The sequence below is a fragment of the Micromonospora sp. RTP1Z1 genome (assembly GCF_033804685.1).
Taxonomy (GTDB): domain Bacteria; phylum Actinomycetota; class Actinomycetes; order Mycobacteriales; family Micromonosporaceae; genus Micromonospora.
In genome coordinates this window covers 1-15,624 of record NZ_JAPFQV010000026.1, presented here as the reverse complement: position 1 = coordinate 15,624, position 15,624 = coordinate 1, and the positions used below count along the sequence as shown (strand labels likewise).

Genomic DNA, 15,624 nt, shown 5'->3' with positions numbered 1-15,624 from the left:
TCTGAACCCGGGCGCTCATCAGTGATCGAGCGGTCACTGTGCATCACGCCCACCAGCGACCGTATGGGCGGTCGCCGATGGCGTGCGAGGATGTTGCACGATGTTGCATCAACTCGCGTCGTCGTCCAGATCCCGGAGCGCCCCCGTGATGAGGGCCCGCGCCTCCCGGCCGTAGGCGGCTGACCCGGCGAGCCGTTCGAAGGCCCGGCTGTAGACGGCGATGTCCCGGGGCTGGGTCAGCTTGAGTTCTGCGGAGATAGTTTCGACGAGGACGGTCTTCGCGTCGAGGATCCAGAACCCGTGCAGGGGGAGGAAACCGTGTGCTGCGCGGGTGGGAATGACACCCAGGTGAACGCGGGGGAGGGTCGAAAGGGCGAGCAGCCGGTCCAGTTGACCGGCGAGTACGTCGGGAGGCGCGACGCCCAGAGTCAAAGCGGCCTGGCAGAACACCATGTGGAACCGGTGGTCACCCCGGTAGAGGATGCTCTGACGCTCCATTCGCGCGGCGACGCCTTCTTCCACGTCGTCCGGCAGATCGTGAAAGTCGATGAACGCGCTGAGGATGGCGGCGGCGTACTCGGCTGTTTGCAGGAGTCCCGGGATGACCTGCGGCTCGAATGCGCGAAACAGCTTCGTGTCAGCCTCGAAGCGGACGCTTTCCCGTTGCCGTGTCCGTGTGCCGGACCTGAGCAGCCGCCGCCACTCGACGAACATGGTGTCGATGGAGCGCACGACCGCGATGAGGTCCGCCGCCTGGTCGTCGGCCCCGCAAAGCCGGCACCACGTGCGTACGTCCTCCTCGGAGGCGTTGATGACGCCGTGCTCCAGTTTGGAGACCTTCGTGTAGTGCCAACCGGCGCCTGCGGCAAGCGCTCTGCCCGTCAGGCCGGCGTCCTGCCGGATGTCCCTGAGCCTGACCCCCAGCGCTTCCCGGGCCTGACGGGCAGGTGTGCTCACGTCGTTGCAGGTCGGTACTCGGCGTACGGAACCGCACGCGGCCACAGGTCGTCACGGGTTGCCCGGTACAGGTTCAGCTGCTCTGGATCGTCCTCTACGGCGTAGCCGGCACCACGCCCGTCCGGCTTGAACAGGCTGAGGACGAGCAGGTGGTCATCGAAGAGCCAGCAGTCCTCGGCGGGCAGGGTGTGTTCGGCTACCTGCGCACGCGGAAGGTACCTGACTTCCTCGCCGGCCTCCATGTTGCCCGGGTCCAGCTCCATCGCCCAGCGCATGTAGTCCGACAGGGGCTCCGTCACGATGCGCAGCCGCTGAACCTGAGTCCCTGCCGACGTCACCTGGCTCATGAAGGACAGCCAGTCCTTCCGCCATGCGAAGTCGTCCGGTATGCCGCGCAGCCACAAGTCAAACGGAACGTCCTCGTCTTCGACGTGGTACGTGTCACGCAGCTCCAAATGCCAGGCACGGGTGCCGAGGCGGAACATCGACCGAAACTCGGCACTGGTGATGGGTTTCATCGACTGCTGGCCACCAGATTCAGCATTTGGCGAGCCGGAACCTCGACACAGGTTTCGTGACTCGGGATGTCCATGAGAGCGAGAGCGGCCTCGTCGGTTATCCGCGCGCCCTGGATGATGTAGTTGCCTTCCGCGGTGACGTCGATGATGGGCGCCTCGATCCGGGTCACTTCCCCGTCGAGACCGTTCTTGGCCAAGTGGCGCATCAGTGGAGCGGGCACCTCAACGACTGTCTCCTGGTCTGTCTCTAGGGCGAGGACCGCGGGATCGGCAACCTTCCAGCCCTGCACAACGTAGCTGTCTCGGTCCGTGGCGTACAGCGTGGGGGATTGCCCGCCCGTCGACTCCTTGCCCAAGAACGTTAACTGCATGCCCCTGCCTCCTAGCGATAGTTGCACGTTGTTGCCCGTCCGCTGATCGTGAGCCGCTGCGCGTGCAACGTCAAGGGATCGTCTTGGTCGCTAGCGGCGCTGATAGACGGCCGCAGTGGGCGATTGCGACCGCAGAATCTGGCCTACGCTGGGGGTGTGGCGCTGGGGCGTGCGTACATCGAGATCATCGGCGACGTAAGAAAGTTCGCGCCGGACCTGAAACGCGGGCTGAACTCGGCGCTGAAGGTCGGGGCGCTGAGCGGGATCGCCGCCAGCGCGACAGGCAGCCTGGTCGGCCTGGCCGGTGCGCTGGCGCAGGTCAGCGGTGCGGCGTTCGCCGTGCCCGCCGCGGCGTCCGTCTTCGGCGCGGCGATGGGCGCGCTGCGGATCGCGACGTCGGGCTTCGGGGACGTCCTCGGCGCGGTCGCCGAGGGCGACGCGAAGGCGTTCGACAAGGCGCTGGAGAACCTGTCGCCGCAGGCGCAGCGGCTGGCCCGCGAGTTCAAGGCGGGGGGCCCGGCGATCGAGGGCGTCCGCACGGCGACGCAGGATGCGTTCTCCGCGCCGATGATCGGGCAGGTCAAGGCGACGGCCTCGGTGCTGGCGGGGCCGCTGCGCGCCGGCCTGGCCGGCATCGCCGCCGAGTACGGCAACGCGGCGCGGGGGGCGCTGGAGTTCGCCCGGGAGGGCGCCACCGTGTCGGTGCTGCGCGGGGTGCTGATGGGTGCGCGGGAGGCGGTGGCGAACCTGGCCGTTGCCGTGCAGCCGGTGCTGGCCGGGTTCCGCGACATAGCCGTGGTGGGGCTCCCGGCGGTGAGCCAGCTGTCCGGTGTGGCCGGCGGCCTGGGCGCGAAGTTCGGCGCGTGGCTGTCGGCGATGGCGCAGAGCGGCGCGGCCACCGCGGCGATCCAGACGGCGCTGGGCATCCTGCGGCAGCTCGGACAGGTCGCGTCGAACGTCGGCGGGATCCTCAGCTCGGTGTTCCAGGCGGTCAGCCAGGCGGCCGGCGGCGGGGGCTTCCTCGGCAGCCTCGTGATGGCCACCGGCACGCTGCGGGAGTTCTTCGCCTCGGCGGAGGGCGCGCAGGCGCTGAAAGGGGTGTTCGCGGCGCTGGGCACGGCGGCGTCGGGCCTGTCGCCGGTGCTGATGACCCTGCTGGGGATCATCGGCAAGTCGCTGGTGCCGGCGCTGATGCCGCTGGTGCAGGCGGTCGTGCCGGCGTTGCAGGCCGTCGCGACGGCGCTGGGCCCGGCGATCGCCACGCTCGGCGCGGCGCTCGGCCCGGTGCTGTCCGCCCTGTCGGTGGGCATCCAGGCGCTCGCCCCGTCGCTGGGCCCGATCGCGCAGGTGATCGCGTCGATCGCGCTGGCGATCGCGCCGCTGCTGCCGGTCGTCGGGCAGCTGGTGACCATGCTGATCGGCCCGCTGGCGACGGCGCTGAACGCGCTGGGCCCGCTGATCGGGCCGCTGATCACCGCGCTGGCGCCGATCCTGCTCCAGGTCGGGCAGACGATCGCCGCGATCCTCGCCCCCGCCGCCGGGCAGCTCGCGCAGTTGTTCACCCAGATGGGCCCGGTGCTCGGCCAGCTCGTCGCCGCGCTGGGCAGCGCGCTTGCGCCGATCCTCGGGGTGCTTGGCCCGCTGGTCATGCAGGTGGTGCAGGCGATGGCGCCGATGCTGCCGACTATCCTGTCGCTGCTGCCGCCGCTGATCGAGGTCGTGGTGGCGTTGACGCCGCTGATCCAGCTGGTGGCGCAGCTCGCCGTGGTGGCGGTCGCCCTGGTCGCGCCGCTGATCAAGGTCGCGGCGCTGCTGGTGCAGTTCCTGGTGTCGGCGGCGATCGCGCCGCTGATCTCGGCGCTCGCGAGCGCGCTGACGTGGCTGCTGTCGCCGCTGACCGCGGTGGCCGAGTGGCTGGGCAAGGTCGCCGCCTGGCTGAACGGGATCGACTGGGCCGGGGTCGGGGCGGCGATCGGCGGGGCGTTCTCGTCGGCGTGGAACGCGGTGGTCGGGTTCTTCTCCTCGCTCGGCACCTGGTTCGCCGAGCTGCCCGGGAAGATCGGTTCGTTCCTGGCGAGCCTGTCGGGGATGCTGTGGAACCTGTTCACGTCGGCGCTGGGCATGGCGCTCCAGGCCGTGGGCGTCGGGATCGGCCTGCTGATCTTCTCGGTGACGCAGCTGCCCGGGATGGTCCTCAGCGGCATTGCGGCGCTGCCGGGCCTGCTGGCCGGGTTCTTCTCCCGGCTGTGGGCCAGCGCGCGGGCGCTGACGACCGCGGGCATCAACGCGGTGGTGTCGTTCGTGACCGGGCTGCCCGGCCGGATCATGTCGGGCCTGTCGCGGCTGCCGGGCATCCTGGCCGGCGCGCTGTCGTCGGCGATGAGCGCGGCGCGTAGCGCGGCGTCGAGCGGCGTGAGCGCCCTGGTGTCGTTCATCAGCAGCGTGCCGTCGCGGCTGGCGGGCCTGGCCGGGAAGTTCGTGTCGGCGGGCCGGAGCCTCATCAGCGGGTTCATGAACGGGCTCAAGAACGTGGGCGGGTTCATCGGCGACGTCGCCGGGTCGATCACGTCGGCGATCACGGGGTTCATCAACCGGGTCATCGGCAAGATCAACTCGGGTATCGCGTCGATCGACGCCAAGCTGCCCGGGTCGCTGCCTCGCATCCCGGCGCTGGCCAACGGCGCGATCCTGCGCCGGCCGACGCTGTTCGTCGGCGGCGAGGCCGGCGACGAGGTGGTGGTGCCGCTGACCCGGCCGCGCCGGGCGCGGGAGCTGGCCGAGCAGTCCGGGCTGATGCGGCTGCTCGGCGGCGACGGTGGCGGGTCCGTGGTGTTCGGGCGCGACGCGATCCGAGTGACCTTCGAGGGAGTCCTGCCGACCCGGCAGGAGGCGCTGGACACCGGCCGGGCGGTCGGTGAAGGCGTACTGGAGACGCTGGCCCGCAGGGACGTGGCCACGACCGTGAGGACGATCTGAGTGGGCGAGTACAACCCGGACCGGCCCTACGTGCTGGGGATGCAGTGGGCGCCGCTGGTGGCCGACACGGTGCAGCTCGACACGGGAAGCGAGCTGGGCTACACGTTCCGGGCCCGCGCCAGCCACGCCGCCGGCGCCGGGCTGCGGCGGGTGCGGCTGCACGTGGCGTCGCCGCCGCCGGGCCTGCCGAACCGCAAGGAGCTGCTGGTCAACCTGTACCCGGCGGGCCAGGTCGCCGGCACCGGGCCGGTGCGCAAGCTGGTCATCCCGGTGCGGGACGGCGCGATGCTGGCCGGCGGAGCCCTGGCGGGCGGCTCGGCGACGCCGCCGGACGCGGTGAGCAACCCGTCCGACCCGCGGCACATCACGCTGACCGGGCCGAACGCGGCGGCGCGGTTCTGGTTCGACGCGGACGTGTCGCGCACCCACGCCGCGCTGGACGGCCGGCGGATCCTCGACGTGTCGGTGCTGTTCGTGATCTCGGGCCCGTTCGCCGACCTGGCCCCGGCGGTGACCCTCGGCCTCGAGCGCCCGTCGGCCGGGGTGAACTGGCTGATGGACGAGACGCTGAACGGGCCGGCCGCCCACAACGGGGTGACGGCGGTCAGCCGGTCGCGCCTCGGCGAGCTGAACCCGTGGTGGAACGCGGCGGCGGCGCCGACGACGGAGCGGGGCCGGGTGCCGTGGCGGTCGCGGACCCTCGCGTCGACCGGCAACCCGCCGGCGGGCCTGTCGGCGCTGGCGGCGTCGGGCGGGACGAACATCAACGTGCGGCTCCAGGTCGCCGCCAACGCGGCGGCCACCGCGGTGTTCCAGGTGCACTACCTGGCGCTGGAGGTGACGTACGGGGAGGAGAACCGGGTCGGCGGCGGCGGCCTCGACCTGTCCCAGGGGGCGGCGTACATCGGCGGGTACTACTACGAGGTGCCGATCTGGGAGGCGAAGAACTTCTCCGGCACGGTGGAGCTGACCGGCGGGCGGGAGTACGCGGTGACGGTCGGGCAGGCGTACTCGGGGCAGCAGTCGGTGGCCTCGCCGGTGCCGGTGAAGGTGGACCGGCTGGGGCCGGTCGAGCCGTACCCGGCGCACCGCGGCGTGCTGCTGCGCAAGACGCTGCGGGCCGGGCAGACGCCGACGGTGGAGACGGTCGACGAGCTGCCGTCGGTGGTGCTGTTCACCGGGGTCAGCGCGCCGGGCAACCCGGACCTGAGCAGCCACAGCTACCTGACCCGGGCGGTGGCCACGGTGTCGGAGCTGACCCCTTCGGGCTGGACGATGCAGCAGCTCGTGGAGGAGGTGGCGGCGGATTGGGTGTGGGTGCGGTTCTACGCGCGGCACCTGCCGGGCACGCGGGCTCCGCTGGAGTTGGCGCAGGTCTCCGAGCTGGACACGAGCCAGCGGCGGGGCCCGCTGGCCCGGGTCACGGTGGAGGAGTTCGACGCGCTGCCGGAGATCGCCGACGGCTGGCGGGAGGTGACGGCGCGCCTCGACCCGCCGTACCTGTCCGACGGGATTGGCGAGACGACGTACTGGACGTTCACCAGCAGCGCGGACGGGCAGTCGCCGTGGCAGGTCCTCGGCGCCGACGCGAACCCGTGGAGCATGCAGCCCGCCGGCTTCGAGGCGGACACCGGCTACGGCGGCCGCACCGCGTTCGCGGTCGTCGACGGGCAGTCCGACGAGTCGGCGGACCTGACGCTGATGTTCGCGCAGGAGATGGACGCGGTGTTGGGCCTGGAGGTGCTGCCGGCCGTGCAGCCGCTGCGGGTCGTCGACGAGCAGTGCGACCGGCCGGCGGCGAAGATCCCGACCGGCATCCGGTTCCACCGGCTGTCGTGGATGGCCGTCAACTCGTCGGTGGTGGGCGGCTGGGGCTGCTACGAGGTGCAGCGCCAGGACGACACGATGCCCGCCGGTGAGTGGGAGACGATCGCCAAGGTGGTTGAGCCGTCCGTGGCGGCGGTCGACGACTACGAGGCGCGGGTGGGCGTCGAGTCGCGGTACCGGATCAGGATGGTGCACCGCCTCGGCGTCGCCGGGCCGTGGTCGCTTCCGGTGGCGGCGACGATCGCCTCGCCGGGCGTGGAGGGCCGCAACGTCGACACGGGCGTGCTGATCCTGACCTCCAACCACAACCCGGCCGGGAACCTGGCGTACGTGGCGAACTACGACCGGTCGACGGTGGAGGAGTTCACGTTCCCCGAGGCGGGGCAGGTCGAGTTGCAGGAGATGTTCGACCGGGACTTCCGCACGGCGTTCCGGCCGCTGGAGCGCGGTGGGGTGGAGTTCACCCGGGCGGTGCTGGTGAACTCGGCGGCGGTGCCGCCGGAGACGCTGGACCGCGGCTTCACCGACCTGCGGGACTTGGCGTGGGACACGGTGCCGTACGTGTGCGTGCGCGACGAGCTGAACAACCGGTGGCTGTCGACGCTGCTGGTGCCGTCGGGGTCGGCGAAGCGCCGCAAGGCGGGCCAGCTGCTGCTGGCGCAGCTCCAGGTGATCGAGGTGACGCGCACGCCGGCCCCGCTGGACGGCGGCCCGGCCCCGTGCGAGGGCCTGCGCCCGGAGGGGCAGGTGGAGTCGGTGACGGCGGGCACGCCCGTCCCGGCGGCCGGCATCGCGCCGCAGGTGTTCCAGGACCTGTTCGGCCGGAACGTGGTGGACGGGCTGGGCGGCGGCTGGGCGATCGTCGAGGGCGCCGCGACGGACTTCTCGGTGGCCGCCGAGTCGGCGACGATCAAGCTGGCCGGCGGGGGCTCGCGCATGGCGGTCGTCGGCGCCGGCTGGGTGGACGTCGACTTCCAGGCGCGGTTCAGGTTCAGCGCGGTGGCGACCGGCCAGCCGATCAACGCGTACGTGGTCGCCCGGTACACGGCGGTCGGCACGAACTACCGGGCGCGGCTGGCCGCGCAGACCGACGGCCGGCTGGGCGTGTCGATCGAACGGGTGGTGGGCGGCGCGCTGACGACGGTCACGCCGCTGGCCACGGTGCGGGCGGCGAACGGCACCGACTTCCTCGCCTACCAGGCGGGGCCGTGGTACTGGATGCGGTTGCAGGTCCGCGACGGGGCGGTCCGGGTGGCGGTGTGGCCGGACGGGCAGAACATGGCGCGGTGGGAGCAGTCGGCGAAGGACACCGGGTTGGCGGGCGTTGGCCAGATCGGTGTGCGGGGCGTGCTGACGGCGGGCAACACGAACGCGGCCCCGACGGTCAGCGTGGCCGCGGTGTCGGTGCGGCAGCCGGCGTCGAACGACCTGGACCTGCGGGTGGAGCTGCGGCCGACCGGCGACGAGTGGTCGGCCGAGCTGTCGCGCACCGACGACGGCGGGGCGACCGGCTGGCGGCTGACCGCCGACACGGCGCAGACCTGCCTGCGGCTGTGGGGCGGCGGCGGGTTCACCGGATGCGAGGACACCCGGGACCTGGTGGTGACCCGGCAGCGGCGGTGGCTGCGGGTGACGTACCGCAACGACTTCATCGGCGACGGCGCGGCGTCGTTCTGGCACTCGGACGACGGCGTGACGTGGACGGAGCTGGGCGGGCCGGTCGCGGCGCCGGAACCGCCGACGGTGGACGCGGGTCGGCTGGCGCTGACGCTGACCGGCGCCGTGACGGTGGCCCGGGCCGAGGTGCGCCAGGGCGTCGACGGGCCGGTGCTGGCCGCGCCGGACTTCGAGGGCCAGGCGGCCGGCACGACGCAGTTCGCCGACGCGCAGGGCAATGTGTGGGAGGTGGACGGCCGTGGCATCTGCGCCGTCGCCTGACCTGCTGGACCTGCCCGACTGGCGCGGGCAGCGGTCGGCGTCGTTCCGGTTCGACCTGATCGACGGGCGGACCGGGGTGGTCCGCCGCGAGCTCACGCCGCTGCGGGACACGTCGCCGAGCCTGAGCCACGACAGCACGTCGACGATCCCGCGCCGGCTGTCCGGGGTGACCCTCGGCGTGGAGGACGCGAAGCGGGTCAACCAGCTGACGGACCGGATCGCACCCCGGATGGTGCTGGGCGACGGCAGCTCGTACCGGCTGGGCCGCTACCTGGTGGCGGACTCGTCGGACCTGGTGACCAGCGCCGGGTCGACGGCGCCGCTGACGCTGCTCGACGAGATGTTCGTGGTCGACCAGGAGCTGGACGTCGGCTTCGACGCGGCCGGGCAGCTCGTCGACCAGGTGGCGGCGCGGCTGGTCGAAGGGCTTCCGATCGGGGCGCTGGTGGTCGACGCCACGGAGTTCACGTCGGTGGCCGCCTGGTCGCCGGGCACGTCGCGGGCGAACGCGCTGCGGGACCTCGCCACGTCGGGCGGGTACTTCATGCCGTGGTTCGACCACCGGGGTTGGCTGCGGCTGCGGCGGGCGTTCGACCCGGCCGACCAGGCGGTGACGATCGACCTGGACGCCTCCCGGCGGGTGATCCGGGGGTCGATCTCCCGGGGGACGGACCTGCTGACCGCGCCGAACCGCTTCGTGGTGGTGTCCAACGACCCGGGCTCGGAGGCGGAGCCGGTGGTCGGGGTGTACGACGTGCCGGCGTCGGCGCCGCACTCGATCGCGCAGCGCGGGTTCGTGCTGCCGAAGACGGTCGACGTGCAGGTGCGGTCGCAGGCACAGGCGACGGTGTACGCGCGGACGCTGGGGCTCCAGCAGACGGTGTACGAGGTGGTGGAGCTGAGCACCCCGGTGGACCCGCGGCACGACGCCTACGAGGTGGTGCGCTGGGACGGGGTTCGGTGGTTGGAGGTCAGCTGGACGATGCCGCTGGTGCCGGGCGGGGAGATGCGGCACACGCTGCGGAGGGCGTACCCGGAGACGGAAGGCGGGGAGGCGTGAGCGGGAACGGCGGGAAGGTGCCGGGCCTGGCGGTGCCGGTGAAGGCGCTCGCTGAGGCGGTGCTGGAGAAGGCGATCCGGCTGGGCCTGACGTGGCGGCTGCGGCCGGCGACGGTGACGAGCGTCGCCGGCGACGGCACGATCCGGGCGCTGCACGACGGCGACACCCAGGCGATCCGGGTGACGTCGATGATCGGCGCGGTGCCGGTGCGCTCCCGGGTGATGGTGCTCAAGTCGCCCCCGGCGGGGAACCACATCGTCGGCCTGGTCGGCTCGCCCGCTCCCGGGGCGCCGGTGCAGGCGTTCACGCAGAGCGGGACATTCAAGGTGCCGGCCGGCGCGCGGTGGATCCGGGCGTACGGCGTCGGCGGCGGTGGCGGCGGCGGCGGGGTGACCGGCGCCGCGAGCGGCACCGGAGCGGCCGGCGGCGGCGGTGGCGGCGGCTACTGCGAGAGCGTGTGGTCGGCGGGGGAGCTGCCGGCCGAGGTGCAGGTCACGGTCGGCGCTGGCGGCGCTGGCGGGGCGTTCGGGGCCGGCCTCAACGGCGGGGACACGAGCTTCGGGGGGCTGTGGACGGCTGGCGGCGGCCTCTCCGCCGTCGGGCAGAACGCGGTCGGCGGCGACCAGGCCGGCGGGCGCGGCGGCGGCGGCACCGCGGCGGGCGGCAACGTGCTGAACTCGCCGGGCGAGTACGGCGACTACAACCGGACCCTCGACCAGCGGCACACGTTCCGCGGCAAGGGCGGCAACTCGCTGCTCGGGTTCGGGGCGAACTCGTCCGGGTCGGTCGGCGGTGACGCTCCGGACGCCCTCGGGTGGGGTGGTGGCGGGGCCGGCGCGATCGGCACGGCGACGTCGCGGCGTGGTGGCGACGGGATGGGCGGCCTGGTGGTCGTGGAGGTCGTCTACTGACCGCCTGACCTGGCCTTGGAAACAGCGCAGCCCCGGACCGCGAAATCCGGGGCTGTGCTGCGTTCACGTGGAGACACCAGCATAGCGGCCAACGGCGACGGCGGGCAAAGCGCCACCCCTGCTGTACATACAACATTGACGCTGGGGGCCGAGCCATATACAATGTCTCTGTACGTCTCGCCGTCTCTACGAGGAGGAATGGATGGGCAAGGCATTGGTCGTGGCCTGGGGCCACGAGTACGTGGACGAGGTGGTGGACACGCTCGGCGACGTCGAAGTGGACGTCGTTGTCGGGAAGCCGACCGTCGCGCGGTGGCGCGGTGCGCCGCTCGTGCTGGTCGACGCCCGCGTGCAGACGCTGGCGGCCGGGATGCCGGCGCACCCGCGGATGGTGGTCGTCGCCCCGGAGAAGCTGGACGGCGACCGGCTGGCCGCCGCGTACCGCGGCTGGGCGGCCGACTACCCGGACTCCCCGGTGTACCACCTTCCGCACGGCGCGGAGGCCGTCCGCCAGCTGGTCGCCGAGGCGGTCAACGGGCAGGCGGCCGAGGTGCGCGTCGGCGTCGTCGGCGGCCACGGCGGCGCCGGAGCGACGACCCTGGCGGTGGCGCTGGCGCTGGTCGCGGCCGAGGGCGGGCGACGGACGCTGCTCGTCGACGCGACCGGGCGTGGCGGCGTGGACGACCGGCTCGGCACCCCGGCCGAGGGCCTGCGGGTGGTCGACGAGCCGTTCAAGCCGCTGCGGCCGGTCGACCGGTACGCGGCCGACGTGAAGGTGGTCGACCTGGACCGGGCGCTGGAGGCCGGGCAGGTCGAGGTGGCCCGCCAGTGCGACCTGGTGCTGCTGGTCGCCAACGTGCAGCGCAACGCGACGGCGACCCGGTGGGTGGCCGCCAAGCTGTCCGAGGCGGGCGTGCGGTGGGCGCTGGTGCCGACGTGGATGCACGACAAGGTGGGGCAGGAGCTGGCCAGCGAGTTCCGGGTGCGGTTCATGGCCGAGGTGCCGCTGGAGCCGCCGTCGATCTTCTCGGACGGCCGGGTGCACCTGCTCGACCGTTGCTGCCTGCTCGACCTGGCGCGTGACCTGCTGCGCGCCGCGCCGTACGCCGCCGCCCGGGTGGCGGCCTGACCGTCCCCGGCGGGTGCCGTACATTGACCTTGTATGGCATCCGGCCGTGGGAGGAGAGGAACCGTGAAGGTGAACCAGGCGAAGCTCAAGGCGGTCACGCGGCGTATCGCGGCCGACCTGATGACGCCCGGCCCGGTGGCGCTGCCGGCGATGGTGGGGCTCAAGGAGCTGGTCCGCATGTTCGGCGTGAAGGACAACACGCCGTACCAGTGGCGGTCGAAGGGCCAGCTGCCCAAGGAGGACGGCGAGGTCAGCAACAACCCGCAGTGGAAGCTCATGACGATCTACGGCTGGGCGGAGGCGACCAACCGGAAGATCGTGTGGGACCCGTGGGACGTCCTCGACGAGGACGCGGACGAGGCGGCGTAGGTATGAGCACGTCCGATGCCATTGCAGCCGTACAGAACGGGTGTAGGGTGCCGGAAAACGTCTCAACCCCGCCAGGCGGTCATCTGGCGGGGCCGAAATGGACGTACCCGGAACGGAGAACGGGTCGCACGCGCATCGTACGCCAGTTCGGGCGACGGTGCGCTGGCGGCTTTGCACAGAGAGGCCGCCTGCATGGTGGACCGGTGGACGGTCGAGCGTGCGGTCAGGAGCGAGGAGTGCGACCTGGAGCCCCCTGGTCGGCACCTTGTCCTGACGCTGCTCACGTGGTCCGACGCGGCCACGGCGAGGATCCCCGAGCAGTTCACGCCGAGCCTGACCGACCTGGAGCACGCGACCGGCATGTCCCGGTCGACGGTCGCGAAGTGGCTCAACAAGCTGGAGGGCAAGGAGGGCGACGCGGGCGAGCAGAGCCCGGAGCGCAAGTGGGTGTGGCGCGAGCGGCCGACGGTCGCGGACGCCCGGCGCAAGAAGGCCCGGACGGTCTACCGCGTGGGAGTGCCGCCGGAGCTGTTGCGGGTGCTCAGCGAGAGGGGCGTAGTTGGTCCGCGTGCCGGACCAGCGGCGCCCGAATCGCCCGGGTCTGGTAGTCCGGTGGACGGACCAGTGAAGGGCGCTTCTAGTCCGGGTCGCGGACTAGAACTAGTCCGTCACGCGGACCGAGTTGGTCCGCCACGCGGACGCAAGACATACAGGGAACAAGAAACGGTTGGGGTCCGCGCCGCGAGCGGCCTCGACCACCGTTACGTCGAGGGGCCGAATGGCTCCTGTGCTCATCCCGGGTGCAGGAAGTCGGCTCCGCTGCACGGGCCCGCGCTGCGGGCCGTGCCCGAGGAGGGAAGGAGAGTGATGGGGGAGTGAGGGTGTACCTCGCGCCGGTCGACGTCGCGCAGTGCGCGACGTGCGGCGGCGACCTGGTGGCCGCCGGGGACGACTGGCGGCACCGCGACGCCACGGGTTGCACCGAGCTGGCCACGCCGGTGATCTGCCGGCACTCCGCCTGCGGCCTGCCGGCCGCTGTCGGGAGCTTGGCTTGCGCGGACTGCGCGGGTGCTTTTTCGTCGGTCGCGGGTGTCGGGTCGCAGTGCCCAACGGCGACCGTATAGAGTCTATGTAGGACGTTCGTTCACGTGGAAAGGGACGAAGGATGAGTTCACGGTTCATGCCCGCCAGCCGCAAGAAGGCCAAGGCGCGGATCGCCCTCGCAGGGCCGAGCGGGGCAGGCAAGACCCTGACCGGGTTGAAGCTGCTGTACACGCTGACCGGCTCGGGGACCGTCGCCGATGGCGTCGAGCGGATCGCGTTCGTCGACACCGAGCGGGACTCGGCCGACAAGTACGCGGTCAACCCGGAGCTGCCCGGCGTCGGCGACATGACGCCCGAGGAGGCCGGTGGCTACGGGTTCTCGAAGATCAGCCCGGTGCGGTACGACCCGCGGCAGCTCGTCGAGCTGATCGACGAGGCGGCGGTCGCGGGCTTCACGGGCTTCATGCTCGACTCGGCGTCGCACTACTGGTTCGGGCCCGGCGGCATCCTGGAGCTGGTCGACCTGTTCGCCCGCAACCACGGCGGCCGGTCGATGGACGGCTGGAAGGACGTGCGCCCGATCGAGCGGGCGTACATCGAGGCGCTGATGAGCTTCCCCGGGCACGTCGTGGTCTGCCTCCGGTCGAAGCAGAAGTACGAGATCACGGAGGGCAGCGACGGCCGCAAGCAGGTGTCCAAGCTGGGCATGCAGCCCGACCAGCGCGACGGGCTGGAGTACGAGTTCGACCTGGTGGGCGACCTCGACCAGGGGCACTACCTGCGGGTGACGAAGAGCCGGTGCGACGCCCTGGCCGACGAGGTGATCCACAAGCCGGACGCGGAGCTGGGCCACCAGCTGCTCGACTGGCTGGACAACGGCGAGCCGCCGAAGGACCTCGACTGGCCGAAGGCCCTGGCGGCGTGCTCGTCGCGGGAGGACCTGGCGGTCCTGTGGCAGCGGGCGCAGCGCCTCGGCAAGACGCAGAAGCTGCGGGACGCCTTCAACGCGCGAGGCGCGGAGATCGCGGCCGCGCGGCGAGCGGCCGAGGCCCCGGGCACCCAGCTCGACAGCGCGCTGAGCGAGGCGGCCGGCGCGACGTCGGTCAACGGCCGGCAGCCGGAGACGGCGGGAGCGGGCCGGTGAGCGTGCAGCAGGCGGCCATGCGGGCGGCGGTGTTGAAGGCCCTGATGGACGAGGTGCGCAAGGTCTACGACCTGGCGCGGGCCGAGGCCGACGGCCAGCTGGTCGAGCTGAACGGCGAGCTGGGCGTGACGACGGTGCAGGTGAAGCTGCCGGGCTACGACGGCGCGGTGGCGCAGGTGACGCTCTCCGAGCCGAAGACGGGCTACGTGGTCGACGAGGCCGGGTTCCTGGCCTGGTGCAAGCAGGAGCACCCGTCGGAGGTGGCGGTGACGACTCCGGCGCCGGTCGAGTCGGTGCGGCCCGCCTGGCGCAAGGCGCTGCTCGGCCGGATGAAGGTCGAGCCGGACGGCACGGTGGTCGACGGCGAGACGGGCCGGGTCCTCGACTTCGTGGAGGTCGCGGAGCCGCCGCCGCCGTCGACGACGCTGACGTTCAAGAAGGGCGGCCGGGAGGAGGTGGCGCGGGCCTACCGGGACGGTCGGCTGGCGCTGCCGGAGCTGCTGGCGCTGCCGGCGGCCGAGCAGGAGTGAGCGGGTGCGGGGCCGGACGAGGGGCGACCTTCTCCCGGCCCCGCTCCACATCGGAGCCGGGGGAGGTGAGCGGTGGCGATCGACGCGCGGCTGGTGCGTGACGGCCTGGTCGACGTGGAGGCGTTCGCCGCCGCCGCCGAGGTCGGCCCGGTCGGGGTGTGCGACGGCTGCGCCGGGCTGCTCGACGGCTCGGCGACCGAGGGCGGCGGCCTGGTGTGGCTGACGACCAGGTGCCGGGGCTGCGGGCGGGAGCGGACCGCGCCGGGCGGGCGGACGCTGCCGCGCCCCGCGGGCCAGCGGCCGGGCCCGCCGGCGTGGCTGCTGGAGGCGGCGGCCGAGCTGGACGCCCGGCGGCTGGGCGAGCGGCCCGACCGCTCACAGCCCGTCTAAGCCGGGCCGGCGCACCGCCTCACTCCACTACCCGGCCCGGGCTGTTCGGCGCTCTCCGGGGACGGGGGACGACCGCCCTTTGTGTGACGCGCTCCACGGCCCGGAGCGTACATAAAACTTGTATGCAAAACTGTCGTCTGCCTACAATGAAGTTGTACGTTCCGCCCCCCACCCTGCCTGTGAGGAGAGAGCCGAGATGCTGAGCTACGAGGAGATCCTGGAGCGCGCACTGCGGGCCGCTGCCGAGACGCTGGACCTGGAGGAGGCCGCCGAGTCGGCGGGCGAGGAGCCGCTGGCCGACAGCGACGGCGAGCCGACCGAGGTCCGCGAGGTCCAGACGCTGAGCGACGCGGGCTTCATGACGACCGACCACGGGGTGGTCATCCGGCTGACCGACGGCCGCGAGTTCACCCTGTCGCTCAAGCAGTACCGCTGACCGAGCCGGCGGGGGCGGCGCCCG

General features: G+C 72.5%; 13 protein-coding genes. 10 read left to right on the top strand and 3 right to left on the bottom strand.

Annotation, left to right across the window (positions count from 1 at the left end; all coding sequences use genetic code 11):
* Positions 1–108: 108 nt before the first annotated feature.
* The 3 genes from SLP03_RS15060 to SLP03_RS15050 are packed head-to-tail and all read right to left on the bottom strand — an operon-like array spanning position 109 to position 1,846.
* Positions 109–957, bottom strand: a complete 849-nt coding sequence (locus SLP03_RS15060) for a helix-turn-helix transcriptional regulator (protein ID WP_319461218.1) — start codon at positions 955–957, stop codon at positions 109–111.
* Complete coding sequence (locus SLP03_RS15055; protein ID WP_319461217.1) at positions 954–1,475, bottom strand: DUF6879 family protein; 522 nt, start codon at positions 1,473–1,475, stop codon at positions 954–956. Before SLP03_RS15055 ends, SLP03_RS15060 begins: the two co-directional genes overlap by 4 nt.
* Positions 1,472–1,846 carry a hypothetical protein gene (locus SLP03_RS15050; protein ID WP_319461216.1) on the bottom strand — a complete coding sequence of 125 codons (375 nt, stop codon included), beginning with the start codon at positions 1,844–1,846 and terminating at the stop codon, positions 1,472–1,474. Before SLP03_RS15050 ends, SLP03_RS15055 begins: the two co-directional genes overlap by 4 nt.
* 156 nt (positions 1,847–2,002) lie before the next feature.
* On the opposite strand from SLP03_RS15050, the gene SLP03_RS15045 reads away from it, so the two are divergent.
* The 10 genes from SLP03_RS15045 (at position 2,003) to SLP03_RS15000 (ending at position 15,600) form a co-directional block, all read left to right on the top strand.
* On the top strand, positions 2,003–4,822 hold the full coding sequence (locus SLP03_RS15045; RefSeq protein ID WP_319461215.1) for a hypothetical protein: 2,820 nt from the start codon (positions 2,003–2,005) through the stop codon (positions 4,820–4,822).
* Positions 4,823–8,587: a hypothetical protein gene (locus SLP03_RS15040; protein ID WP_319461214.1), complete on the top strand. Its 3,765-nt coding sequence runs from the start codon at positions 4,823–4,825 to the stop codon at positions 8,585–8,587.
* The gene (locus SLP03_RS15035; RefSeq protein WP_319461213.1) at positions 8,565–9,647 is read left to right on the top strand and encodes a hypothetical protein; all 1,083 of its coding nucleotides are present in this window, start codon (positions 8,565–8,567) and stop codon (positions 9,645–9,647) included. Before SLP03_RS15040 ends, SLP03_RS15035 begins: the two co-directional genes overlap by 23 nt.
* Positions 9,644–10,558: a hypothetical protein gene (locus SLP03_RS15030; protein WP_319461212.1), complete on the top strand. Its 915-nt coding sequence runs from the start codon at positions 9,644–9,646 to the stop codon at positions 10,556–10,558. The genes SLP03_RS15035 and SLP03_RS15030 overlap by 4 nt, the downstream gene beginning before the upstream one ends.
* 202 nt (positions 10,559–10,760) lie before the next feature.
* Positions 10,761–11,687, top strand: coding sequence for a hypothetical protein (locus tag SLP03_RS15025; protein WP_319461211.1), 927 nt, complete (start codon positions 10,761–10,763; stop codon positions 11,685–11,687).
* 63 nt (positions 11,688–11,750) lie between these two features.
* The gene (locus SLP03_RS15020; protein ID WP_319461210.1) at positions 11,751–12,056 is read left to right on the top strand and encodes a hypothetical protein; all 306 of its coding nucleotides are present in this window, start codon (positions 11,751–11,753) and stop codon (positions 12,054–12,056) included.
* A gap of 1,165 nt (positions 12,057–13,221) precedes the next feature.
* Positions 13,222–14,244: an AAA family ATPase gene (locus SLP03_RS15015; protein WP_319461209.1), complete on the top strand. Its 1,023-nt coding sequence runs from the start codon at positions 13,222–13,224 to the stop codon at positions 14,242–14,244.
* Positions 14,241–14,774, top strand: a complete 534-nt coding sequence (locus tag SLP03_RS15010; RefSeq protein WP_319461208.1) for a hypothetical protein — start codon at positions 14,241–14,243, stop codon at positions 14,772–14,774. Before SLP03_RS15015 ends, SLP03_RS15010 begins: the two co-directional genes overlap by 4 nt.
* Positions 14,775–14,846: 72 nt before the next feature.
* Positions 14,847–15,164 (top strand): hypothetical protein, encoded by a 318-nt coding sequence (locus tag SLP03_RS15005; RefSeq protein ID WP_319461207.1) that lies wholly within the window; start codon positions 14,847–14,849, stop codon positions 15,162–15,164.
* Positions 15,165–15,360: 196 nt separating this feature from the next.
* On the top strand, positions 15,361–15,600 hold the full coding sequence (locus tag SLP03_RS15000) for a hypothetical protein (RefSeq protein WP_319461206.1): 240 nt from the start codon (positions 15,361–15,363) through the stop codon (positions 15,598–15,600).
* The last annotated feature ends 24 nt before the right edge of the window (positions 15,601–15,624 follow it).

Bases quoted from the DNA above. Each gene is read 5' to 3' on its own strand.
- SLP03_RS15050 (WP_319461216.1), bottom strand. From the start codon at position 1,846: ATGCAGTTAACGTTCTTGGGCAAGGAGTCGACGGGCGGGCAATCCCCC.
- SLP03_RS15025 (WP_319461211.1), top strand. From the start codon at position 10,761: ATGGGCAAGGCATTGGTCGTGGCCTGGGGCCACGAGTACGTGGACGAG.
- SLP03_RS15015 (WP_319461209.1), top strand. From the start codon at position 13,222: ATGAGTTCACGGTTCATGCCCGCCAGCCGCAAGAAGGCCAAGGCGCGG.
- SLP03_RS15055 (WP_319461217.1), bottom strand. From the start codon at position 1,475: ATGAAACCCATCACCAGTGCCGAGTTTCGGTCGATGTTCCGCCTCGGC.
- SLP03_RS15000 (WP_319461206.1), top strand. From the start codon at position 15,361: ATGCTGAGCTACGAGGAGATCCTGGAGCGCGCACTGCGGGCCGCTGCC.